Below are 24955 nucleotides of genomic sequence, written 5' to 3' on the forward strand. Positions count from 1 at the left end.
TGAACACCAGACTCTATAAAAGATGCTAAAGGTTATTTATGACTCAACAGCCACAAGCCAAATACCGTCACGATTATCGTGCGCCGGATTACCAGATTACTGATATTGACTTGACCTTTGACCTGGACGCGCAAAAGACGGTCGTTACCGCGGTCAGCCAGGCTGTCCGTCATGGTGCATCAGATGCTCCGCTTCGTCTTGATGGCGAAGATCTTAAACTGGTTTCTGTTCATATTAATGATGAGCCGTGGACCGCCTGGAAAGAAGAAGAGGGCGCACTGGTCATCAGTAATTTGCCGGAGCGTTTTACGCTCAAGATCGTTAATGAAATTAGCCCAGCGGCGAATACTGCGCTGGAAGGGCTTTATCAGTCAGGCGATGCGCTTTGCACCCAGTGTGAAGCCGAAGGTTTCCGCCATATTACGTATTATCTCGACCGCCCGGACGTGCTGGCGCGTTTTACCACCAAAATTATTGCCGATAAAACCAAATACCCGTTCCTGCTTTCCAACGGTAACCGCGTTGCGCAAGGCGAACTGGAAAACGGACGCCACTGGGTACAATGGCAGGACCCGTTCCCGAAACCGTGCTACCTGTTTGCGCTGGTGGCAGGTGACTTTGATGTACTGCGCGACACCTTCACCACGCGTTCTGGTCGCGAAGTGGCGCTAGAGCTGTATGTTGATCGTGGTAATCTCGACCGTGCACCGTGGGCGATGACCTCGCTGAAAAATTCCATGAAGTGGGATGAAGAACGCTTCGGTCTGGAGTATGACCTCGACATCTATATGATAGTCGCGGTGGATTTCTTCAATATGGGCGCAATGGAGAATAAAGGTCTTAACATCTTTAACTCTAAGTATGTACTGGCGCGCATCGATACCGCGACCGATAAAGATTATCTCGATATTGAGCGCGTTATTGGTCATGAATATTTCCATAACTGGACCGGTAACCGTGTGACCTGCCGCGACTGGTTCCAGCTCAGCCTGAAAGAAGGCTTAACCGTCTTCCGCGATCAGGAATTCAGCTCTGATCTTGGTTCCCGCGCAGTAAACCGTATCAACAACGTGCGCACCATGCGCGGATTGCAGTTTGCGGAAGACGCCAGCCCGATGGCGCACCCGATCCGCCCGGATATGGTTATTGAAATGAACAACTTCTACACCCTGACCGTTTATGAGAAGGGCGCGGAAGTGATTCGCATGATCCACACTCTGCTGGGCGAAGAAAACTTCCAGAAAGGGATGCAGCTCTATTTCGAGCGCCATGATGGCAGTGCGGCAACCTGCGACGACTTTGTTCAGGCGATGGAAGATGCGTCAAATGTCGATCTCTCCCATTTCCGCCGTTGGTACAGCCAGTCCGGTACGCCGGTTGTGACCGTCAAAGACGACTATAATCCGGAAACCGAGCAGTACACCCTGACCATCAGCCAGCGCACGCCTGCTACGCCGGATCAGGCAGAAAAACAGCCGCTGCATATTCCGTTTGCCATTGAACTGTATGACAACGAAGGCAAAGTGATCCCGTTGCAGAAAGGCGGTCACCCGGTGAATTCGGTACTGAACGTCACCCAGGCGGAACAGACCTTTGTCTTTGATAATGTCTACTTCCAGCCGGTGCCCGCACTGCTGTGTGAATTCTCTGCGCCAGTGAAACTGGAATATAAGTGGAGCGATCAGCAACTGACCTTCCTGATGCGTCATGCGCGTAATGATTTCTCCCGCTGGGATGCGGCACAAAGCCTGCTGGCAACCTACATCAAACTGAACGTCGCCCGTCATCAGCAAGGTCAACCATTGTCTTTACCCGCACACGTTGCCGATGCTTTCCGCGCGGTGCTGCTGGATGAGAAGATTGACCCGGCACTGGCGGCAGAAATTCTGACGCTGCCATCCGTCAATGAAATGGCGGAACTGTTCGATATCATCGACCCGATTGCTATTGCCGAAGTACGCGAAGCACTTACCCGTACTCTGGCGACTGAACTGGCGGATGAGCTGCTGGCTATTTATAACGCAAATTATCAGAGCGAGTACCGCGTTGAGCATGAAGATATTGCAAAACGCACTCTGCGTAATGCCTGCCTGCGCTTCCTCGCTTTTGGTGAAACGCATCTGGCTGACGTGCTGGTAAGCAAGCAGTACCATGAAGCAAACAATATGACCGATGCGCTGGCGGCGCTTTCTGCGGCGGTTGCCGCACAGCTGCCATGCCGTGACGCGCTGATGCAGGAGTACGACGACAAGTGGCATCAGGACGGTCTGGTGATGGATAAATGGTTTATCCTGCAAGCCACGAGTCCGGCGGCAAATGTGCTGGAGACGGTGCGTGGTCTGTTGCAGCATCGCTCATTTACCATGAGCAACCCGAACCGCATTCGTTCGTTGATTGGGGCATTTGCGGGCAGCAACCCGGCAGCGTTCCATGCCGAAGATGGCAGCGGTTACCAGTTCCTGGTGGAAATGCTTACCGACCTCAACAGCCGTAACCCGCAGGTGGCTTCACGTCTGATTGAACCGCTGATTCGCCTGAAGCGTTACGATGCCAAACGTCAGGAGAAAATGCGCGCGGCGCTGGAGCAGTTGAAAGGGCTGGAAAATCTCTCTGGAGATCTGTACGAGAAGATAACTAAAGCACTGGCTTGATACTTTTGAGCCCAAATGCCGGATGCGACGCTTGACGCGTCTTATCAGGCCTACAAGTCCGTTGAAAATGCTGGTTTTGTAGGCTGGATAAGGCGTTCACGCCGCATCCGGCAGCCGTGCCCAAATGCCTGATGCGACGCTTGACGCGTCTTATCAGGCCTACAATCCGTTGAAACCGCTGGTTTTGTGCGCCACATCCGGCATATTAACCATGACGTCGAATCGGTTGTTCAGAATGCCCACGCTGCATTACCCGCTGCAACACTTCCGCTTCCAGCTCCGCTAATCGCACCGACCCTAATCGGCGCGGACGGGGGATATCCACCGTCAAATCCAGACCAATTTTTCCCTCTTCAATTAACAACACCCGGTCCGCCATTGCTACCGCTTCGCTCACATCATGCGTCACCAACAGTACGGTAAAGCCGTGCTCCTGCCAAAGTGACACAATCAAATCCTGCATCTCGAGCCGAGTCAGGGCGTCCAGCGCCCCGAGCGGTTCATCAAGCAATAATAAACCCGGTCGATGAATCAACGCTCTTGCCAGCGCCACACGCTGTTTCTGCCCGCCAGAAAGTGCGGCAGGCCATTCCTCCGCGCGATTCTCCAGCCCTACTGCAGCCAGCACCCGACGCGCCGCATCGCGCCACTGGCCTTTAAGGCCTAACCCAACGTTATCAATCACCGATTTCCACGGTAGCAGACGCGCATCCTGAAACATCATTCGCGTGTCTTCCTGAATCTCAGCCAGCGGTGTGGTACCCGCTAACACATCGCCTGCGGTTGGCGTTTCCAGACCTGCCAGCAGGCGCAGCAGGGTACTTTTGCCACCACCGCTGCGGCCAACCACCGCCACAAACTGACCTGCCGGAATATGTAAATCCAGTTGATTCAGGACGATATTTTCCGCGTAATGTTTGCTTACTGCATTGAGTAACAAGGGTGTGCCCTGGTTCAGACGAGCAGTATTCATACCGTGGCCTCCTTCAAATGATAAGCCGGGTTCCAGCGCAGCCAGAGGCGCTCTAACAGCTGCGCGCTGACGTCAGCAAGTTTGCCGAGCAGGGCGTAGAGAATAATGGCGACTACCACCACATCCGTTTGCAAAAACTCCCGCGCATTCATCGCCAGATAACCAATGCCGGAATTGGCAGAAATAGTTTCGGCAACAATCAGCGTCAGCCACATCAGGCCCAACGCAAAACGTACGCCGACCATAATTGAGGGCAGGGCACCAGGCAGGATCACATGGATAAACAGCGGTATGCCGGATAATCCATAGCTACGCGCCATTTCCACCAGACCGCGATCGATATTACGGATGCCGTGCCAGGTGTTGATATAAATGGGGAATAGCGTGCCGAGCGCCACCAGAAAGATTTTTGCGGATTCATCAATGCCAAACCACAAAATCACCAGCGGGATCAGCGCCAGATGCGGCACGTTGCGCAACATCTGAATTGAGGTATCCAGCAGCCTTTCTCCCCAGCGCGACAGTCCGCTTATCAGTCCCAGAATCAACCCCAGCGATCCGCCAATTGAAAATCCAATCAACGCCCGCCAGGAGCTGATCGCCAGATGTTGCCACAATTCGCCGCTGGCGGAGAGCGTCCAGAACGCCGTCATCACTCCTTCCGGAGAGGGCAAAATACGCGTCGACAGCCAGCCAACTGAGGAGGCCAGTTGCCACACCGCCACGATGCCCACCGGTAAAAACCAGGGGGCAACGCGCAATAACCACTTTTTCACTGGCGTTGCCATCATTTTGTTCCTTAGCTTTGCGCGACTTTACGGGGGATAAAATCATTCGCCACCGCTTCGCCTTGCGGATTCAGCGGTTGTGGCTGGGGAATTTCCGGAATGGCAATATCCAGATGTGGGAACAACAACTCGCCGACCCGATACGCTTCTTCCAGATGCGGATAACCAGAAAGCACAAAGCTGTCGATGCCAAGCGCAGCGTATTCGTTGATTCGCGCGGCGACCGTCGGACCATCGCCCACCAACGCCGTCCCGGCACCGCCGCGCACTAAGCCAACGCCTGCCCATAAATTGGGGCTGATCTCCAGATTGTCGCGCTTGCCGTTATGTAGCGCCGCCATTCGCTGTTGCCCCACGGAATCGGTGCGGGCAAACGCGGCTTGTGCTTTAGCGATGGTCTCATCATCAAGATGGGAGATTAAGCGCTTAGCGGCCTGCCACGCTTCGTCGTTAGTTTCGCGGACAATCACGTGCAGGCGAATACCGAAACGAATTTTGCGTCCATGTGCGGCAGCTTTCGCCCGCACTTGCGCGATCTTCTCTTTTACCAGCGCCGGTGGTTCGCCCCAGGTGAGGTAGAGATCAACCTGTTCAGCGGCCAGATCCTGGGCGACGTCTGACGAGCCGCCAAAGTAAAGCGGAGGATAGGGCTGTTGAATCGGCGGGAAGAGCAGTTTTGCTCCGCGTACATGAATATGTTTACCGTTAAAATCGACGGTTTCGCCCTGCAATAAGCGCCGCCAGACCTGTGTAAATTCAGACGAGGCTTCGTAACGCTCGCAATGATCGAGGAATACGCCGTCGCCTGCCAGCTCTTGCGGATCGCTGCCTGTGACCAGATTAAACAACGCGCGTCCGTTAGAGAGACGATCCAGCGTGGCGGCCTGGCGGGCGGCAACGGTAGGAGAGTTTACGCTGGGACGCAGGGCGACAAGAAACTTCAGCCGTTGCGTCACCGGGATCATCGACGCGGCAACCAGCCACGCATCTTCGCAGGAGCGCCCCGTTGGGATCAGCACACCGGTATAGCCCAGACGATCCGCTGCTTGTGCAATTTGTTGCAGATAACCGTGATCAACCGGGCGTGAACCTTCTTCCGTTCCCAGATAATGCCCGTCACCGTGGGTCGGTAAAAACCAGAACATATTCAGACTCATAATTGTTTTCCTTCCAGTTGAGTGGGCTGCCAGATACGTTGGCGAATATCGACTTTTTCCGGCACCAGACGGTTTTCATAAAACAGATCTGCCGTTTGCTGCTGTAAGGCGGCAACCTCGGCGTTAACCGGTTTGATGGTGGTAGGGGGGCGATGATCTAAATAAGAGGCAATCACCGGCGTTGGTAAGCCCATCGTTTTTGCCAGTAAAGCGATGCTTTGCTCGCGCTGGCTGCGGGTTAACGCATCGGCCTCACTAAAGGTTGCCAGTACACCCTGAATAAATGCGCCGTTTTTTTCTGCATACGGATGGGCAGCCAGATAAAACGAGCCAGTTTGATTGAGATCGGTGCCGTCTTTCAGCACCCGCACGCCGCCCTGTAATAACGCAGCGGAGTAGTAGGGATCCCAGATAGCCCATGCGTCGACGTTACCTTGCTGGAACGCGGCGCGGGCATCGGCAGGCGTCAGGTAAGTGGGCTGGATATCCGTGAAATTAAGCCCGGCCTGGCGTAGTGCGCGTAGTAAAAGATTGTGCGAGCTGGAACCTTTCTGAAAGGCAACTTTGTGACCTTTAAGATCGGCTACGGTTTTGATCGGACTGTTTTCTGCCACCAGAATCACTTCGGCTTTTGGCTTCGGCGGTTCGACGCCCACGTACAGCAAATCAGCTCCGGCAGCCTGAGCAAAGATTGGCGGAATATCCCCCGTACTGCCGAGATCAATACTGCCAACGTTTAACGCTTCCAACATTTGCGGCCCAGCGGGGAACTCCACCCACGAGATTTGGGTTTTCGGATAGCGTTTTTCCAATAATTGGTGGCTTTTTGCCAGCACCATACCAATACTGCCTTTCTGATAGCCAATACGTAACGCATCTGGAGACGACTCTGCGGCAATCGCGAGTGTAGAGACGCTAAGCAATCCCGCCAGCGCCAGTTTAATGATCTTACGCATGGGCGTTACCTCGCAGAGACAGAAGGTCAGGAACCTGGACATCGCGGCGGTGCAGCGCCTGCCAGAAGGTGTCGAGCGCGGCATCAAGTCGGGTTTGTAGATTCGGCGTGAACTGTGGTTTATGTTGGTAATCAATCACCTGTGAGTCATCGGCATACACGCCGTGCAGGATCTCCTGGGCTTTCAGCGCGCTTAATACCGGTTTAAGCGCGTAATCGACCGCCAGAAGGTGAGCCACTGTACCGCCCGTTGCCAGCGGCAGTACCACTTTGTCTTGCAACGCACGTTCTGGCAGCAGATCGAGCAGGGTTTTCAGCGCTCCGGAATAGGCGGCCTTATACACAGGTGTGGCGACAATTAACCCATCGGCCTGTTGCAGCTGTTCGGTAAAAGTTTTCAGGGCCGGACTATCGAAACGGGCATAGAGCAGATCCTCCGGGGCGAAGTTTTGCAGATTCCAGTGATAAACCTCGACATCCAGGTTATTCAGTTTTTCCCGCGCATATTCCAGCAAAGAACTGGAGCGAGAAGGAAAACGAGGACTCCCCGCCAGGGTGATGACACGCATACTCCCTCCTTATAACCAACTGTTCTTTTATTCTTTACTTTGATAACAATTCTGTCAGTTTGTCGGAAAGACAAGAAAATGCCAAATATAAAATTTGTGTATCTTTTTCTAAAAATAAACTAAGGATTGAGGGATATATATCACGTGTATTTATTTATTGGATGTTCATTCGATGTTGAATCAATGAATTACTCGTTCAGGCAATAAGAATATATTCATGAAATCTATAAATTAACGATTTGTCACTTATTGGATTAAGTATGCTTGATTTAAATGGCGGACAGTTATTGTTATTATTAAGTCTAATGTCATTTAAAGGCATTATCATATTTACGAAAAGATCAGGATGATAACGATGAAAAAAAGTGTATTGACGGCGTTTATAACTGTGGTATGTGCAACGTCCAGTGTTATGGCTGCTGATGATAATGCTATCACGGATGGCTCAGTAACATTTAATGGTAAAGTCATTGCCCCAGCGTGTACGCTGGTAGCTGCGATGAAAGATTCCGTGGTGACTTTGCCAGATGTTAGTGCTACGAAGTTGCAAAGCAATGGCCAGGTATCTGGGGTACAAACTGATGTGCCAATCGAATTAACAGATTGTGATATTACCGTAACAAAAAATGCAACGTTCACCTTTAATGGCACTGCGGATACTACGCAGATTACAGCGTTTGCTAATCAGGCCTCTTCTGATGCTGCTACAAACGTGGCCCTGCAAATGTACATGAATGATGGCACAACGACCATCAAGCCAGACACAGAAACCGGGAACATTTTGTTGCAGAATGGAGATCAGACGTTGACCTTTAAAGTTGATTATATCGCTACGGGTAAAGCCACTTCAGGTAATGTTAATGCGGTAACAAACTTCCATATTAACTATTATTAATATAAAACATTAATTGTTTTATTAATTAGTCCCCCTCCAGTGTTCTGGAGGGGACATTCATATTTTTTAAGAGTGACTATATATGAAAACTTGCATAACAAAGGGAATTGTGACCGTAAGTTTAACAGCAATATTACTTAGCTGTTCATCCGCATGGGCGGCAGGTAAAGGCGGGATTGGACTTGCAGCAACACGTCTTGTTTATTCAGAAGGTGAAGAGCAAATTTCACTTGGTGTACGTAACACCAGTCCGGATGTTTCTTATCTTATTCAGTCTTGGGTGATGACACCAGTTAATAAAAAATCAGCGGATTTTATTATAACACCACCGCTATTTGTCTTGAATCCGGCAAATGAGAATCTGTTACGCATTATGTACATTGGTGCGCCATTGGCGAAAGACAGAGAAACCCTTTTCTTCACCAGCGTACGGGCAGTCCCTTCAACAACGAAGCGGGAAGAAGGCAATACCCTGAAGATTGCCACACAAAGCGTCATCAAACTTTTCTGGCGACCAAAAGGTTTAGCGTATCCCTTAGCCGAGGCTCCGGCGAAACTGCGTTGCACTTCGTCAGCTGACATAGTTACGGTCAGTAACCCAACACCTTATTTCATTACCCTGACAGACCTGAAAATAGGTGGAAAAGTAGTTAAAAATCAAATGATCTCCCCATTTGATAAATACCAATTCCCTCTGCCAAAGGGTGCTCAAAACAGTCGCGTAACGTACCGAACCATCAATGACTACGGGGCGGAAACGCCGCAACTCAACTGTAAATCGTAAGCCGTCTTCAGTTAAGAGAGCGAGATGTATAGAACTCACCGACAACACAGCCTGTTAAGCTCTGGTGGAGTGCCATCGTTTATTGGCGGGCTGGTGGTGTTTGTGTCGGCAGTGTTTACTGCACAAGCTGAAACCTGGTTCGATCCTGCTTTTTTCAAAGATGATCCCTCAATGGTGGCCGATTTGTCCCGTTTCGAAAAAGGACAAAAAATAACGCCAGGGGTTTATCGTGTCGATATTGTTCTGAATCAGACAATTGTAGATACGCGCAACGTCAATTTTGTTGAGATAACGCCAGAGAAGGGGATTGCCGCCTGTTTGACTACTGAAAACCTGGATGCAATGGGTATGAATACTGATGCGTTTCCAGCTTTTAAACAACTTGACAAACAAGCGTGTGCACCATTGGCGGAGATTATTCCGGATGCCAGCGTAACTTTTAATGTGAATAAACTCCGTCTGGAAATTTCAGTACCGCAAATCGCCATCAAAAGTAATGCTCGTGGCTATGTTCCCCCTGAACGCTGGGATGAAGGGATCAACGCACTATTACTGGGATATTCATTTAGCGGGGCTAACAGTATTCATAGCAGTACAGACAGTGATTCCACAGATAGCTATTTTCTTAATCTAAACAGTGGCGTGAATTTAGGTCCGTGGCGATTGCGCAATTATTCCACGTGGAGTCGTAGTAGCGGGCAAACCGCAGAATGGAAGAATCTCAGCAGCTATTTACAGCGGGCGGTTATTCCACTAAAAGGCGAACTGACCGTCGGTGATGATTATACCGCAGGCGATTTTTTTGATAGCGTCAGCTTTCGTGGCGTACAGCTGGCGTCAGATGACAACATGCTGCCAGACAGCCTGAAAGGATTTGCGCCTTTGGTACGTGGTATCGCCAAAAGCAATGCCCAGATAACGATTAAGCAAAATGGTTACACCATTTACCAAACTTATGTATCGCCTGGCGCTTTTGAAATTAGTGATCTCTATTCCACGTCGTCGAGCGGTGATTTGTTGGTTGAAATCAAAGAATCTGATGGCAGCGTCAATAGTTACAGCGTGCCCTTTTCCAGCGTGCCATTGCTCCAGCGTCAGGGGCGAATCAAATATGCGGTGACACTGGCGAAATATAGAACCAATAGTAATGACCAGCAAGAAAGTAAATTTGCTCAGGCCACGCTGCAGTGGGGCGGACCGTGGGGAACGACCTGGTATGGTGGTGGACAATATGCTGAATATTACCGTGCCGCCATGTTTGGTCTGGGATTTAACCTCGGCGATTTCGGAGCAATTTCGTTCGATGCGACCCAGGCGAAGAGTACGCTGGCAGACCAAAGTGAACATAAAGGGCAGTCATATCGTTTTCTGTATGCCAAAACGCTCAACCATTTGGGCACCAACTTTCAATTGATGGGCTACCGCTATTCGACTTCGGGTTTCTACACCCTTTCCGACACTATGTATAAACATATGGATGGCTACGAATTTAATGATGGTGATGATGAAGATATGCCGCTGTGGTCGCGTTATTACAATTTGTTTTACACCAAACGTGGCAAACTGCAGGTTAATATTTCCCAGCAATTAGGCGAGTACGGTTCGTTTTATTTAAGTGGTAGCCAGCAAACATACTGGCATACCGATCAACAGGATCGGCTATTACAGTTTGGCTTCAACACGCAAATTAAAGATCTCTCACTGGGCGTTTCCTGGAACTACAGTAAGTCCCGTGGCCAACCTGATGCTGATCAGGTGTTTGCACTTAATTTTTCCCTGCCGCTCAATCTGTTGCTCCCCAGAAGTAATGATAGCTATACCAGGAAAAAAAATTACGCCTGGATGACCTCTAACACCAGTATCGATAACGAAGGGCACACTACACAAAACCTGGGTTTAACGGAGACACTACTCGATGACGGTAACCTGAGCTACAGCGTCCAGCAGGGATATAACAGCGAGGGGAAAACGGCAAATGGTAGCGCCAGCATGGACTACAAAGGGGCGTTTGCGGATGCCCGAGTGGGCTACAACTACAGCGATAATGGCAGTCAACAACAACTGAACTACGCTCTTTCAGGCAGTTTAGTTGCCCATTCACAGGGCATTACCCTGGGGCAATCACTGGGGGAGACGAACGTTCTGATTGCAGCACCAGGCGCGGAGAATACTCGTGTGGCGAATAGCACCGGGCTGAAAACTGACTGGCGCGGATATACCGTTGTTCCTTATGCCACTTCTTATCGGGAAAATCGAATCGTACTTGATGCGGCTTCGTTAAAACGTAACGTGGATCTTGAAAATGCAGTAGTAAACGTGGTTCCCACCAAAGGGGCGTTGGTTCTGGCGGAGTTCAATGCCCATGCGGGGGCAAGGGTATTAATGAAAACATTAAAGCAGGGTATACCGCTGCCTTTTGGCGCGATAGCGACGCTGGACGGCATACAGACTAATAGCGGCATAATTGATGATGATGGCTCGCTCTATATGTCCGGTTTGCCTGCTCAGGGAGCTATAACTGTACGCTGGGGCGAAGCTCCCGATCAAATTTGTCATATCAGTTACGAGCTTACCGAACAACAAATTAACGCTGCGATTACGCGAATGAATGCCATATGCAGATAATCTTTGGAGAAAAATGCATGTCATTACTACGACTATTTTTTGCCGCCGTCTTAATGCTATGGTGCGTTCAAGCTGCTGCTTATAGCGGGCAGTGTCATACTACTCAGGGGAATCCGTATATTGGCGTCAATTTGGGCGTTAAAACCCTGGAGGAAGAAGAAAATACTGCTGGGGTAGTTAAAGACAAATTTTATCAGTGGAACGAATCGAATGATTATTATGTTTCCTGTGATTGCGATAAAGACAATGTCAGAAATGGTCGATGGGCATTCGCCGCGGATTCACCGTTAGTCTATTTAGGTGACAACTGGTACAAAATTAATGACTATCTTGCCGCCAAAGTTTTATTGCAGGTTAAAGGCAGTTCTCCTACAGCGGTTCCTTTCGAAAACGTGGGTACTGGGGCCGATACCCGATGGCATATTTGCGACCCCGGCGGCCAACGTTTAGGCGGTCAGGGGGCTAGCGGTAATAGCGGTAGCTTTTCCCTGAAAATATTGCAGCCTTTCATTGGCTCGGTCACCATTCCTCCTATGGCGCTGGCGCGATTATATGAGTGTTACAATATACCCGCAGGTGATTCCTGTACGACAACAGGCACACCGGTTTTGGTGTATTACCTGTCTGGCACGATCAATTCGCTTGGCTCATGTTCCGTTAATGCCGGAGAGACAATTGAAGTTGATTTAGGTGATGTCTTTGCTGCTAATTTCCGTGTTGTGGGGCATAAACCCCTTGGGGCCAGAACGGCAGAACTCACAATCCCAGTTAGGTGTAACACTGGAAACGCTGGGTTAGTTAACGTCAATCTGAGTCTGACGGCAACCTCAGATCCAAGTTATTCCCAGTCGATTAAGACCTCACGTCCTGGTGTGGGTATTGTGGTAACTGATACTCAGAACAACATAATTTCCCCTGCTGGTGGAACACTACCGCTCTCTATTCCTGATGATGCAGACAGTATCGCGCGAATTAATGTCTATCCGGTCAGTACGACTGGCGTACCACCAGAAACCGGGAGATTTGAAGCCACAGCAACGGTGAGAATAAATTTTGATTAACGCGTGAACGTATGAAGAAAAAAACTATATCTCAGTGCGTTATCTTGTTCTTTAGCCTTCTTAACTCCCATGTAGGGATGGCTGGGCCTGAACAAGTCAGTATGCATATTTATGGTAATGTGGTCGATCAGGGCTGTGATGTCGCCACCAAAAGCGCATTACAAAATATTCATATTGGTGATTTTAATATCAGTGATTTTCAGACCGCGAATACCGTAAGCACTGCTGCTGATTTGAGTATCGATATCACCGGTTGTGCCGCTGGTATTGCTGGCGCGGACGTCCTTTTTAGCGGCGAGGCTGACCCCCTTGCGCCGACACTACTCAAACTAACTGACACAGACGGAAGTGGTGGTATGGCAACGGGGATTGCTGTGCAAATTCTTGATGCGCAAAGTCAACAAGAAATCCCGCTCAATCAGGTCCAACCTCCTACACCTTTAAAAGCGGGGGATAACACACTCAAATATCAACTTCGTTATAAGTCCACTAAGGCGGGAGCAACGGGCGGTAATGCGACGGCGGTTCTCTATTTTGATCTGGTTTATCAGTAAGGAGTGACGTTGAAACGAATAATCTGGATTCTGTGCCTGGTGGGATGGATGGGGAGCTGTGAGGTGTTTGCCCATGATGGCACGGTTAACATCAGCGGATCGTTTCGCCGTAATACATGCGTGCTTGCACAGGATAGCAAGCAAAGCAATGTGCAGTTAGGCGATGTCTCACTGACACGTTTTTCTCATGGGAATTATGGCCCGGAGAAATCTTTCATCATTAATTTGCAGGATTGCGGAACAGATGTCAGCACCGTTGACGTCACTTTTTCAGGAACACCCGACGGAATGAAGAGCGAAATGTTGTCCATTGAAAGTGGTACGGATACCGCCAGTGGGTTAGCGATTGCGATTCTGGATGATGCGAAGATATTGATTCCGCTTAACCAGGCGAGTAAAGACTACATCTTACACAGTGGTAAGGTGCCATTAACTTTTTATGCGCAATTGCGACCTGTCAATAGCGATGTGCAGTCGGGTAAAGTAAATGCCAGCGCGACATTTGTACTTCATTATGACTAATCCGTGGAACAGATTGACGCTCTCTATTTTTGCCGTTTTATCGCTGCTGGTGGCGGGTGAACTGCAGGCTGGCGTGGTGGTTGGAGGAACGCGATTTATCTTCCCGGCACACAGAGAATCGATATCTATCTCACTGACTAATACCAGTCAGGAATCCTGGCTTATTAACAGTAAAATCAATCGCTCAACTCGTTGGGCCGGGGGTGAAGCGTCGACAGTGCCAGTACCATTACTGGCCGCTCCGCCGCTTGTTTTTCTGAAGCCAAGTACTACAGGCACATTGCGCTTACTGAGAACGGAAAGTGACATGTTGCCTGTGGATCGCGAAACGCTATTTGAACTAAACATTGCCAGCGTGCCATCCGGCAAAGTAGAAAATCAGAATGTAAAAGTAGCGATGCGCTCGGTATTTAAACTGTTCTGGCGACCCGAAGGTTTGCCGGGCGACCCGCTGGAAGCTTATCAACAATTACGCTGGTCACGGAATTCGCAGGGTTTGCAACTCACTAACCCAACGCCGTACTATATTAACCTGATTCAGGTGAGCGTAAATGGTAAAGCGTTAAGTAATGCGGGAGTTGTACCGCCTAAAAGCCAGCGTCAGACAAGCTGGTGTCAGGCAATAGCACCGTGTCATGTCGCCTGGCGGGCGATAAATGATTACGGCGGTTTGAGTGCAAAGAAGGAGCAAGATCTGCCCTGAAACAGGTTCTGAAAACGTTTGCGTTTTTTTTGCCGCAGGTCAATTCCCTTTTGGTCCGAACTCGCACATAATACGCCCCCGGTTTGCACACCGGGAATCCAGGAGAGTTCATGTACTACCCCTTCGTTCGTAAAGCCCTTTTCCAGCTCGATCCAGAGCGCGCTCATGAGTTTACTTTTCAGCAATTACGCCGTATTACAGGAACGCCGTTTGAAGCACTGGTGCGGCAGAAAGTGCCTGCGAAACCTGTTAACTGCATGGGCCTGACGTTTAAAAATCCGCTTGGTCTGGCAGCCGGTCTTGATAAAGACGGGGAGTGCATTGACGCGTTAGGCGCGATGGGGTTTGGATCTATCGAGATCGGTACCGTCACGCCACGTCCACAGCCAGGTAATGACAAGCCGCGTCTCTTTCGTCTGGTAGATGCCGAAGGTTTGATCAACCGTATGGGCTTTAATAATCTTGGCGTTGATAACCTCGTAGAGAACGTAAAAAAAGCCCATTATGATGGCGTCCTGGGTATTAACATCGGCAAAAATAAAGATACGCCGGTGGAGCAGGGTAAAGATGACTATCTGATTTGTATGGAAAAAATCTATGCTTATGCGGGATATATCGCCATCAATATTTCATCGCCGAATACCCCAGGACTACGCACACTGCAATATGGAGAAGCGCTGGATGATCTCTTAACCGCGATTAAAAATAAGCAAAATGATTTGCAAGCGATGCACCATAAATATGTGCCGATCGCAGTGAAGATCGCGCCGGATCTTTCTGAAGAAGAATTGATCCAGGTTGCCGATAGTTTAGTTCGCCATAATATTGATGGCGTTATTGCAACCAATACCACGCTCGATCGTTCTCTGGTTCAGGGAATGAAAAATTGTGATCAAACCGGTGGCTTAAGTGGTCGTCCGCTTCAGTTAAAAAGCACAGAAATTATTCGCCGCTTGTCACAGGAATTAAACGGTCGCTTACCGATCATCGGTGTTGGCGGCATTGACTCGGTTATCGCTGCGCGTGAAAAGATTGCTGCGGGGGCCTCACTGGTGCAAATTTATTCTGGTTTTATTTTTAAAGGTCCGCCGCTGATTAAAGAAATTGTTACCCATATCTAATTATTTCTTCGAATTCCTCTTTATAAGATAATCAGGGCTTTATTTTCAGCCCTGGTTGTTTTATATTCATCGCTGTTGCTTATTTAGACATTTTGTACTTTTATTGTTGAGGTTATTAAGCGAAGCGACAATGGATTGTGTTGCTGCGGTTTTATAGGATAGGGGAGAGGCAAATGCGAATTAAACCAGACGATAACTGGCGTTGGTATTACGATGAAGAGCACGATCGAATGATGCTCGATTTAGCCAATGGTATGCTATTTCGCTCACGTTTTGCGCGCAAAATGTTGACTCCAGATGCCTTTTCTCCCGCAGGCTTTTGCGTTGACGACGCCGCGCTCTATTTCTCATTTGAAGAAAAATGCCGAGATTTTAATTTATCTAAAGAACAAAAAGCCGAACTGGTGCTTAATGCGCTGGTAGCAATTCGTTATCTCAAACCGCAAATGCCGAAAAGCTGGCATTTTGTTTCCCATGGTGAAATGTGGGTGCCCATGCCGGGCGATGCGGCCTGCGTTTGGTTGAGCGACACTCACGAGCAAGTCAATTTGCTGGTCGTTGAATCTGGCGAAAATGCCGCACTGTGCCTGCTGGCACAACCCTGCGTTGTTATTGCGGGTCGCGCGATGCAGTTGGGGGACGCCATCAAAATCATGAATGACAGGCTGAAACCGCAGGTTAATGTTGACAGTTTCAGCCTCGAACAGGCAGTTTAACGCGCTAGTTTAAGCGCAGTCTTCGGCACACAACTACAGCAAAGAATGGTGCCATCATTGCTGATTGCTGATTTTTTGAGCGGTGTGACTTCGCCTTCTAAAAGCTGAACACGGCAGCTTCCACAAATGCCCGCGCGACAAGAATAAGGGATACGAATTCCCTGATTTTCTAATTGCTCCAGCAGCACCTGTTGGTTATTTCCACGAAATGCCTGTCCCTGCCAGTCAATATCTACATTTGCGTCCGTTTGTTGCGTGATGTTGACGGTATCATCAGCGGCAGCTGCGCCGTAAATTTTAGCCGGAGCCGTTGCCAGAATTTCCACCTCATCGCCAACGCGAATCACGCCGCTATTACGGGCAATTAAATTCTGACCAAAATCGACATCGCCGTTATCCTGGGCAGTACGGAAAGATTGCAATGTTTTTAATGGTTCGCCTGCCGGATGTTTTTGCCCTTTTTCTGGACTGACGGTGGTGAAAATACAGCGGCTACAAGGTTTAACCACATCAAACACCACATCACCAATACGAATCACTTTCCAGCTATCTTCTTCCCAGGCTGACGCGCCGGAAACCACCAGATTTGGGCGGAATTGCTCCATTTTTACACTGGCCGGACAACGTTGTTGGAGATCACGTAACGAGGCTTCGTTAGCAAGAAGGTAAGGATAGCCATCAGCAAATGACAGAGGTACAGTGTTGTGGCGTTTCACGCGCCGGGTCATTTGTGGCCCCACCCAGCGCAATTGCACTTCGCGGGAGAAAAATCCACTTAACCATTTGTTGATCGCGTCTGGCGCAATTCGCGCGGTAAAATGTGTGCCCCAAACTTCGGTTGGTGCGTCTTGTGTGGCGAAATCAGCAAAACGAACATATGCGCTACTGCCATCTGGTGCGGTGAGATGCAAGCCATCATGCACAGGTGAAGGAGTAAACCGTACCATCTGGGGAAACTGGCGAGCGGTAATAAACGTACCGTCAGGTTCCGTGATCATAAAGATGCGATCGAAGGCCAGACCACTGACATCTGCCAGAGCATGTGTAAGACCAATGCCGCGCATCGATTTAACAGGATGAATAAAAAGCCGGGTTAATGTCGCCACGGTGCGGTCCTCAAATGAAAATAAGCCCTCAACTTTATGACATGACGCGCTTATTAGCTATAATGCGCAACAATTTTCTTAGAGTAAAAGTGACGATATGAATTCTCTGTTTGCCAGTACGGCCCGTGGGCTGGAAGAGCTGTTAAAAACTGAACTGGAAAACCTGGGGGCCGTTGAATGCCAGGTGGTTCAGGGTGGGGTCCATTTTAAGGGCGACACACGGCTTGTTTACCAGAGCCTGATGTGGAGCCGCCTGGCCTCGCGTATTATGTTGCCGCTGGGCGAGTGTAAGGTTTACAGTGATTTAGACCTCTATCTCGGCGTTCAGGCGATCAACTGGACAGAGATGTTTAATCCTGGCGCGACCTTCGCTGTCCATTTCAGTGGTTTAAATGACACCATTCGCAACAGCCAGTACGGTGCGATGAAAGTGAAAGACGCGATCGTCGATGCTTTCACGCGGAAAAATCTGCCGCGTCCAAATGTTGATCGCGATGCGCCGGATATCCGCGTTAACGTCTGGCTGCATAAAGAAACCGCCAGTATCGCCCTTGATCTCAGTGGTGATGGTTTACATTTGCGTGGCTATCGTGATCGTGCTGGTATTGCGCCGATCAAAGAAACTCTGGCAGCCGCGATTGTGATGCGATCCGGCTGGCAGCCAGGAACACCGCTGCTCGATCCGATGTGTGGTTCCGGTACGTTGCTGATTGAAGCGGCGATGCTGGCGACCGATCGCGCACCAGGCTTGCACCGTGGGCGTTGGGGCTTTAGCGGCTGGGCGCAGCATGATGAAGCTATCTGGCAGGAAGTGAAAGCGGAAGCGCAAGCTCGCGCCCGTAAAGGACTGGCAGAGTATAGCTCTCATTTTTACGGTTCGGACAGCGACGCCCGGGTGATTCAACGTGCGCGCACTAACGCACGTCTTGCGGGGATTGGTGAACTGATTACCTTTGAGGTGAAAGATGTTGCGCAACTGACCAATCCGCTGCCGAAAGGGCCGTACGGTACAGTGTTGAGCAACCCGCCATACGGTGAACGTCTGGACAGCGAACCGGCGCTGATTGCACTGCATAGCCTGCTGGGCCGAATCATGAAAAACCAGTTCGGTGGCTGGAATCTCTCTTTGTTTAGTGCCTCGCCGGATCTGCTAAGCTGCCTGCAGCTGCGTGCAGACAAACAGTACAAGGCGAAAAACGGCCCGCTGGACTGCGTACAGAAAAATTACCACGTTGCCGAAAGCACTCCAGACAGCAAACCGGCGATGGTAGCGGAAGACTACGCTAACCGCCTGCGTAAGAACCTCAAAAAATTCGAGAAGTGGGCTCGCCAGGAAGGGATTGAATGTTATCGCCTGTATGATGCCGATCTGCCGGAGTATAACGTTGCCGTTGACCGTTATGCCGACTGGGTGGTAGTGCAGGAGTATGCGCCGCCAAAAACTATTGATGCGCACAAAGCGCGTCAGCGTCTGTTCGATATTATCGCTGCAACCATTTCGGTACTGGGGATTGCGCCAAACAAACTGGTGCTGAAAACCCGTGAACGCCAGAAGGGCAAAAATCAGTACCAGAAACTGGGCGAGAAGGGCGAGTTTCTCGAAGTCACCGAATATAACGCTCACTTGTGGGTGAACCTGACGGATTACCTCGATACCGGTCTGTTCCTCGATCACCGTATCGCCCGTCGTATGCTCGGTCAGATGAGCAAAGGCAAAGATTTCCTCAACCTGTTCTCTTATACCGGCAGCGCCACCGTGCACGCGGGATTAGGCGGTGCACGCAGCACTACCACCGTGGATATGTCGCGTACTTATCTGGAGTGGGCAGAACGCAACCTGCGTCTGAATGGCCTAACCGGGCGTGCGCATCGCCTGATTCAGGCCGATTGCCTGGCATGGCTGCGTGAGGCAAATGAACAGTTCGATCTGATCTTTATTGATCCGCCAACCTTCTCTAACTCAAAACGAATGGAAGATGCGTTTGATGTTCAGCGCGATCATCTGGCGCTGATGAAAGATTTGAAACGTCTGCTGCGTGCTGGTGGGACGATCATGTTCTCGAACAACAAACGTGGCTTCCGTATGGATCTTGACGGACTGGCAAAACTGGGGCTGAAAGCACAAGAAATTACGCAAAAAACGCTCTCCCAGGATTTTGCCCGTAACCGCCAGATCCACAACTGCTGGCTGATTACCGCAGCCTGAAAGGAATAGTAATGTCATTAATCAGTATGCATGGCGCATGGCTGTCGTTCAGCGACGCGCCGCTTCTCGATAACGCAGAACTGCATATCGAAGATAACGAACGTGTTTGTCTGGTGGGGCGTAACGGCGCAGGCAAATCGACGTTAATGAAAATCCTCAACCGTGAACAGGGACTGGATGACGGTCGCATTATTTACGAGCAAGATTTGATTGTCGCTCGTCTGCAACAGGATCCGCCGCGTAATGTTGAGGGTAGCGTTTATGATTTCGTTGCCGAAGGCATTGAAGAACAAGCGGAATACCTGAAACGCTATCACGATATTTCGCGCCTGGTGATGAACGACCCGAGCGAGAAAAATCTCAACGAACTGGCGAAGGTTCAGGAACAGCTGGATCACCACAACCTGTGGCAGTTGGAAAACCGCATCAACGAAGTGCTGGCACAGCTGGGGTTAGATCCTAACGTTGCGCTGTCGTCGCTTTCCGGCGGCTGGTTGCGTAAAGCGGCATTAGGACGCGCGTTGGTGAGCAATCCGCGCGTGTTGTTGCTCGACGAACCGACTAACCACCTGGATATTGAAACCATCGACTGGCTGGAAGGATTCCTCAAAACTTTCAATGGGACGATTATTTTCATCTCCCACGACCGTTCATTTATTCGCAACATGGCGACGCGCATTGTTGATCTGGATCGCGGCAAGCTGGTGACCTATCCGGGGAATTACGACCAGTATCTGCTGGAAAAGGAAGAAGCCCTGCGCGTGGAAGAACTACAAAATGCCGAGTTCGATCGCAAACTGGCGCAGGAAGAGGTGTGGATCCGCCAGGGGATCAAAGCGCGCCGTACCCGTAATGAAGGCCGCGTACGCGCCCTGAAAGCAATGCGCCGTGAACGTAGCCAGCGTCGTGAGGTCATGGGGACGGCGAAGATGCAGGTGGAAGAGGCCAGCCGCTCCGGTAAGATCGTTTTCGAAATGGAAGACGTTTGCTACCAGGTTGACGGTAAGCAATTGGTGAAAGATTTTTCTGCCCAGGTTCAACGTGGCGACAAAATTGCCTTGATTGGTCCGAACGGCTGCGGCAAAACCTCGCTGCTGAAACTGATGCTAGATCAACTTCAACCAGATAGCGGACGTATTCACGTCGGTACCAAACTGGAAGTGGCTTATTTCGATCAGCACCGCGCGGAACTGGATCCCGATAAAACGGTGATGGATAACCTGGCCGAAGGCAAACAAGAGGTGATGGTAAATGGCAAACCACGCCATGTACTGGGTTATTTGCAGGACTTCCTATTCCATCCGAAACGGGCGATGACGCCGGTACGTGCGCTATCTGGCGGTGAGCGTAACCGCTTGTTGTTGGCGCGTTTGTTCCTCAAACCAAGCAACTTATTGATTCTTGACGAACCGACCAACGACCTTGATGTCGAAACGCTGGAATTGCTGGAAGAACTGATCGACAGCTACCAGGGCACGGTATTGCTGGTGAGCCACGATCGTCAGTTTGTCGATAATACCGTAACAGAATGCTGGATCTTCGAAGGCGACGGTAAAATTGGTCGTTATGTTGGCGGCTATCATGACGCCCGTGGTCAGCAAGAGCAGTATGTGGCGCTTAAACAGCCTGCGGTGAAAAAAAACGAAGAAGCCGCCGCGCCAAAAGCAGAAACTGTAAAACGCAGCAGTAGCAAACTAAGCTATAAATTGCAGCGCGAACTGGAGCAACTGCCGCAATTGCTCGAAGAGCTGGAGGCGAAGCTGGAAGCCCTACAGACGCAGGTGGCGGATGCTGCCTTCTTTAGTCAGCCGCATGAGCAGACGCAAAAAGTGCTCGCTGATATGGCTGCTGCGGAGCAGGAGCTGGAGCAAGCCTTTGAACGCTGGGAGTATCTTGAAGCGTTAAAAAATGGTGGCTGATCGCAAAATAGTCGATTTAAACAGAGGCTGCTGACAACGGTAAAATTGCCAGATGTGTAACGTTTATCTGGCACGAAAACCAGCGCTTTGTTAGCAATCTGTATAATAGCGCATCATTAAGGAGTACCAATGTGCGAACATCATCATGCCGCGAAGCATATCCTGTGCTCGCAGTGTGACATGCTGGTGGCGTTACCGCGCCTTGAGCATGGTCAGAAAGCGGCATGTCCCCGGTGTGGCACAACGTTAACCGTGGCGTGGGATGCCCCTCGGCAGCGTCCCACTGCCTATGCGTTGGCTGCACTGTTCATGCTGTTGCTGTCCAACTTGTTTCCTTTTGTGAATATGAACGTTGCAGGAGTCACCAGTGAAATTACATTACTGGAAATTCCCGGCGTGCTTTTTTCTGAGGACTACGCCAGCCTCGGCACCTTTTTCCTGTTGTTTGTGCAACTGGTTCCTGCGTTTTGCCTGATAACTATTCTGTTACTGGTTAATCGCGCGGAATTACCGGTCCGTTTAAAAGAGCAACTGGCACGGGTGCTTTTTCAACTCAAAACATGGGGAATGGCGGAGATTTTCCTCGCGGGTGTGCTGGTGAGTTTCGTTAAACTGATGGCTTACGGCAGCATTGGTGTCGGCAGCAGCTTTCTCCCCTGGTGTTTATTTTGTGTCCTGCAACTGCGCGCCTTTCAGTGTGTTGATCGTCGCTGGTTATGGGACGATATCGCCCCAATGCCAGAACTGCGCCAGCCGCTAAAACCGGGCGTCACGGGGATACGCCAGGGGCTGCGTTCGTGCTCCTGTTGCACGGCAATCCTTCCTGCTGATGAACCTGTGTGCCCGCGCTGTAGTACCAAAGGGTATGTTCGTCGTAGAAACAGCCTGCAGTGGACACTCGCACTGCTTGTTACGTCCATCATGTTGTATCTTCCGGCTAATATTTTGCCCATCATGGAGACGGATTTATTAGGCTCGAAGATGCCGTCGACGATTCTCGCCGGGGTTATTCTGTTATGGAGCGAAGGCTCTTATCCCGTCGCTGCGGTTATCTTTCTGGCCAGTATTATGGTGCCAACGTTAAAGATGATCGCCATCGCGTGGCTGTGTTGGGATGCTAAAGGACATGGCAAGCGCGACAGTGAAAGAATGCATTTGATTTATGAAGTTGTTGAGTTTGTAGGCCGCTGGTCGATGATTGACGTTTTCGTTATCGCGGTGCTCTCGGCGCTGGTGCGTATGGGAGGTTTAATGAGTATTTATCCGGCAATGGGTGCATTAATGTTTGCTTTAGTCGTCATAATGACAATGTTTTCTGCTATGACGTTTGACCCGCGTTTGTCGTGGGATCGTCAACCTGAATCAGAGCATGAGGAGTCCTGACAGTATGGAATCTAATAATGGGGAAGCCAAAATCCAGAAAGTGAAGAACTGGTCTCCCGTGTGGATATTTCCTATCGTCACGGCGCTCATTGGGGCCTGGGTTCTTTTTTATCATTACAGCCATCAGGGGCCGGAAGTGACCCTGATCACCGCGAATGCGGAAGGAATAGAAGGTGGTAAAACCACCATTAAAAGCCGTAGCGTTGACGTCGGCGTGGTTGAAAGCGCCACACTGGCTGATGATTTGACGCACGTTGAAATCAAAGCGCGGCTGAATTCCGGTATGGAAAAATTGCTGCATAAAGATACCGTCTTTTGGGTGGTGAAACCGCAGATTGGTCGAGAAGGGATTAGCGGCCTGGGAACGCTGCTGTCTGGGGTTTATATCGAACTGCAGCCAGGCGCGAAAGGCAGCAAAATGGATAAATACGATTTGCTGGACTCGCCACCGTTGGCCCCGCCTGATGCGAAAGGTATCCGTGTGATTCTCGATAGCAAAAAAGCCGGGCAGCTCTCGCCAGGAGATCCCGTGCTGTTCCGTGGCTATCGGGTAGGTTCGGTTGAAACCAGCACCTTCGATACGCAAAAACGCAATATCAGCTATCAACTGTTCATCAATGCACCTTATGACCGACTGGTGACCAGCAATGTTCGCTTCTGGAAAGATAGTGGCATTGCGGTTGATTTGACGTCAGCGGGAATGCGTGTGGAGATGGGCTCATTGACAACGCTGCTTAGTGGCGGTGTCAGCTTTGATGTGCCGGAAGGTCTGGATTTAGGGCAGCCAGTGGCACCGAAAACAGCTTTCGTTTTGTATGATGATCAGAAGAGCATTCAGGATTCGTTGTACACCGATCACATTGATTATCTGATGTTCTTTAAAGATTCGGTACGCGGTCTGCAACCGGGAGCTCCGGTAGAATTCCGGGGTATTCGCCTGGGTACCGTAAGCAAAGTACCGTTCTTTGCGCCGAATATGCGGCAGACATTTAACGATGATTACCGTATTCCGGTACTGATTCGTATCGAACCAGAGCGGCTGAAAATGCAGCTTGGTGAAAATGCGGATGTTGTTGAGCACCTTGGCGAATTGTTGAAACGTGGTTTACGCGGATCGCTGAAGACCGGAAATCTGGTCACTGGCGCACTGTATGTTGATCTCGATTTCTATCCAAATAGCCCTGCTATTACCGGTATTCGTGAGTTTAATGGTTATCAGATTATCCCGACCGTTAGCGGTGGCCTGGCGCAAATCCAGCAGCGTCTGATGGAAGCGTTGGATAAGATCAACAAACTGCCATTGAATCCGATGATTGAGCAGGCGACCAGTACGCTTTCTGAAAGTCAGCGCACTATGAAAAACCTGCAAACGACGCTGGATAGCATGAACAAGATCCTCGCCAGCCAGTCGATGCAGCAGTTGCCGACCGATATGCAGTCTACATTACGTGAGTTGAATCGCAGTATGCAGGGCTTCCAGCCTGGCTCCGCAGCCTACAACAAGATGGTGGCGGATATGCAGCGCCTTGATCAGGTGTTGCGTGAACTGCAGCCGGTGCTGAAAACGCTCAACGAGAAGAGTAACGCGCTGGTATTTGAAGCGAAGGACAAAAAAGATCCAGAGCCGAAGAGGGCGAAACAATGAAAAAGTGGCTAGTGACGATTGCGGCACTGTGGCTGGCCGGATGCAGCTCCGGCGAGATCAATAAAAACTATTACCAGCTACCTGTGGTGCAGAGCGGTACACAAAGTACCGCCAGCCAGGGTAATCGCCTGTTATGGGTAGAGCAGGTCGCTGTTCCCGATTATCTGGCGGGGAATGGTGTGGTTTATCAAACCAATGATGTGAAGTATGTGATTGCCAACAACAACTTGTGGGCCAGCCCGCTGGATCAACAGTTGCGCAATACACTGGTTGCCAACCTGAGCAGGCAAATGCCCGGCTGGGTGGTTGCCTCCCAGCCTCTGGGAAGCGCCCAGGACACGCTCAATGTTACCGTAACAGAGTTTAACGGTCGCTATGATGGCAAGGTCATTGTCAGTGGTGAGTGGCTGTTGAACCACCAGGGACAACTGATCAAACGTCCGTTCCGTCTGGAAGGAGTGCAAACTCAGGATGGTTACGATGAGATGGTTAAGGTGCTGGCCAGTATCTGGAGTCAGGAAGCCGCTTCTATTGCGCAAGAGATAAAGCGTCTACCTTAATTATAAAGATTTGTAAATATGACCGTCTCCGGTATGTAGCCTGAGGCGGTTTTTTTGTTTCT

General features: G+C 50.2%; 21 protein-coding genes. 15 read left to right on the forward strand and 6 right to left on the reverse strand.

Annotation, left to right across the window (positions count from 1 at the left end; translation table 11 throughout):
- Positions 1-38: 38 nt before the first annotated feature.
- Positions 39-2651 carry an aminopeptidase N gene (gene pepN / locus QUF14_RS05465; RefSeq protein ID WP_000193808.1) on the forward strand — a complete coding sequence of 871 codons (2613 nt, stop codon included), beginning with the start codon at positions 39-41 and terminating at the stop codon, positions 2649-2651.
- 205 nt (positions 2652-2856) lie between these two features.
- Here pepN and ssuB read toward each other — a convergent pair whose 3' ends face one another.
- The 5 genes from ssuB to ssuE are packed head-to-tail and all read right to left on the reverse strand — an operon-like array spanning position 2857 to position 7093.
- The gene (gene ssuB / locus QUF14_RS05470; protein WP_001090518.1) at positions 2857-3624 is read right to left on the reverse strand and encodes an aliphatic sulfonates ABC transporter ATP-binding protein; all 768 of its coding nucleotides are present in this window, start codon (positions 3622-3624) and stop codon (positions 2857-2859) included.
- Positions 3621-4412 carry an aliphatic sulfonate ABC transporter permease SsuC gene (gene ssuC / locus QUF14_RS05475; RefSeq protein WP_000235184.1) on the reverse strand — a complete coding sequence of 264 codons (792 nt, stop codon included), beginning with the start codon at positions 4410-4412 and terminating at the stop codon, positions 3621-3623. The genes ssuB and ssuC overlap by 4 nt, the downstream gene beginning before the upstream one ends.
- A gap of 11 nt (positions 4413-4423) precedes the next feature.
- Entirely contained in the window at positions 4424-5569 is a 1146-nt protein-coding gene (ssuD, locus tag QUF14_RS05480) for an FMNH2-dependent alkanesulfonate monooxygenase (RefSeq protein ID WP_000055956.1), read from the reverse strand.
- Positions 5566-6525: an aliphatic sulfonate ABC transporter substrate-binding protein SsuA gene (ssuA, locus tag QUF14_RS05485; protein ID WP_001226256.1), complete on the reverse strand. Its 960-nt coding sequence runs from the start codon at positions 6523-6525 to the stop codon at positions 5566-5568. The genes ssuD and ssuA overlap by 4 nt, the downstream gene beginning before the upstream one ends.
- Positions 6518-7093, reverse strand: coding sequence for an NADPH-dependent FMN reductase (gene ssuE / locus QUF14_RS05490; protein ID WP_001263950.1), 576 nt, complete (start codon positions 7091-7093; stop codon positions 6518-6520). The genes ssuA and ssuE overlap by 8 nt, the downstream gene beginning before the upstream one ends.
- 355 nt (positions 7094-7448) lie before the next feature.
- Here ssuE and QUF14_RS05495 point away from each other — a divergent pair, with 355 nt between their 5' ends.
- The 9 genes from QUF14_RS05495 to zapC all read left to right on the forward strand — a co-directional run bounded on the left by QUF14_RS05495 (position 7449) and on the right by zapC (position 16074).
- The gene (locus QUF14_RS05495; RefSeq protein WP_000750288.1) at positions 7449-7988 is read left to right on the forward strand and encodes a fimbrial protein; all 540 of its coding nucleotides are present in this window, start codon (positions 7449-7451) and stop codon (positions 7986-7988) included.
- 82 nt (positions 7989-8070) lie between these two features.
- Positions 8071-8772, forward strand: coding sequence for a fimbrial biogenesis chaperone (locus QUF14_RS05500; RefSeq protein WP_000845153.1), 702 nt, complete (start codon positions 8071-8073; stop codon positions 8770-8772).
- Positions 8773-8796: 24 nt separating this feature from the next.
- The gene (locus QUF14_RS05505; RefSeq protein WP_000286342.1) at positions 8797-11397 is read left to right on the forward strand and encodes a fimbrial biogenesis usher protein; all 2601 of its coding nucleotides are present in this window, start codon (positions 8797-8799) and stop codon (positions 11395-11397) included.
- A complete protein-coding gene (locus tag QUF14_RS05510; RefSeq protein ID WP_001165643.1) occupies positions 11388-12458 on the forward strand; it encodes a fimbrial protein in 1071 nt (356 codons plus the stop codon). The genes QUF14_RS05505 and QUF14_RS05510 overlap by 10 nt, the downstream gene beginning before the upstream one ends.
- A gap of 11 nt (positions 12459-12469) precedes the next feature.
- Entirely contained in the window at positions 12470-13012 is a 543-nt protein-coding gene (locus QUF14_RS05515) for a fimbrial protein (protein WP_000730626.1), read from the forward strand.
- Positions 13013-13060: 48 nt separating this feature from the next.
- Entirely contained in the window at positions 13061-13534 is a 474-nt protein-coding gene (locus tag QUF14_RS05520) for a fimbrial protein (RefSeq protein WP_072156976.1), read from the forward strand.
- Positions 13500-14237, forward strand: coding sequence for a fimbrial chaperone (locus QUF14_RS05525; RefSeq protein WP_001111444.1), 738 nt, complete (start codon positions 13500-13502; stop codon positions 14235-14237). The genes QUF14_RS05520 and QUF14_RS05525 overlap by 35 nt, the downstream gene beginning before the upstream one ends.
- 110 nt (positions 14238-14347) lie before the next feature.
- Positions 14348-15358 carry a quinone-dependent dihydroorotate dehydrogenase gene (gene pyrD, locus QUF14_RS05530; protein WP_001305914.1) on the forward strand — a complete coding sequence of 337 codons (1011 nt, stop codon included), beginning with the start codon at positions 14348-14350 and terminating at the stop codon, positions 15356-15358.
- Positions 15359-15531: 173 nt separating this feature from the next.
- The gene (gene zapC / locus QUF14_RS05535; RefSeq protein WP_001295353.1) at positions 15532-16074 is read left to right on the forward strand and encodes a cell division protein ZapC; all 543 of its coding nucleotides are present in this window, start codon (positions 15532-15534) and stop codon (positions 16072-16074) included.
- Here zapC and ycbX read toward each other — a convergent pair.
- Positions 16071-17180, reverse strand: coding sequence for a 6-N-hydroxylaminopurine resistance protein YcbX (ycbX, locus tag QUF14_RS05540; protein ID WP_000224277.1), 1110 nt, complete (start codon positions 17178-17180; stop codon positions 16071-16073). The two genes, zapC and ycbX, sit on opposite strands and share 4 nt — an antisense overlap.
- 97 nt (positions 17181-17277) lie before the next feature.
- On the opposite strand from ycbX, the gene rlmKL reads away from it, so the two are divergent.
- The 5 genes from rlmKL to pqiC all read left to right on the forward strand — a co-directional run bounded on the left by rlmKL (position 17278) and on the right by pqiC (position 24893).
- Positions 17278-19386, forward strand: coding sequence for a bifunctional 23S rRNA (guanine(2069)-N(7))-methyltransferase RlmK/23S rRNA (guanine(2445)-N(2))-methyltransferase RlmL (rlmKL, locus tag QUF14_RS05545; RefSeq protein WP_001086504.1), 2109 nt, complete (start codon positions 17278-17280; stop codon positions 19384-19386).
- An 11-nt stretch (positions 19387-19397) separates the two neighbouring features.
- Positions 19398-21305 (forward strand): ABC transporter ATP-binding protein, encoded by a 1908-nt coding sequence (locus tag QUF14_RS05550; protein ID WP_000053103.1) that lies wholly within the window; start codon positions 19398-19400, stop codon positions 21303-21305.
- A gap of 129 nt (positions 21306-21434) precedes the next feature.
- The gene (pqiA, locus tag QUF14_RS05555; protein ID WP_000333172.1) at positions 21435-22688 is read left to right on the forward strand and encodes a membrane integrity-associated transporter subunit PqiA; all 1254 of its coding nucleotides are present in this window, start codon (positions 21435-21437) and stop codon (positions 22686-22688) included.
- A 4-nt stretch (positions 22689-22692) separates the two neighbouring features.
- Positions 22693-24333, forward strand: a complete 1641-nt coding sequence (pqiB, locus tag QUF14_RS05560; protein ID WP_000445539.1) for an intermembrane transport protein PqiB — start codon at positions 22693-22695, stop codon at positions 24331-24333.
- A complete protein-coding gene (gene pqiC / locus QUF14_RS05565) occupies positions 24330-24893 on the forward strand; it encodes a membrane integrity-associated transporter subunit PqiC (RefSeq protein WP_000759102.1) in 564 nt (187 codons plus the stop codon). The genes pqiB and pqiC overlap by 4 nt, the downstream gene beginning before the upstream one ends.
- Positions 24894-24955 lie beyond the last annotated feature (62 nt).

This window comes from Escherichia sp. HH091_1A (assembly GCF_030295175.1).
GTDB lineage: Bacteria > Pseudomonadota > Gammaproteobacteria > Enterobacterales > Enterobacteriaceae > Escherichia > Escherichia coli_F.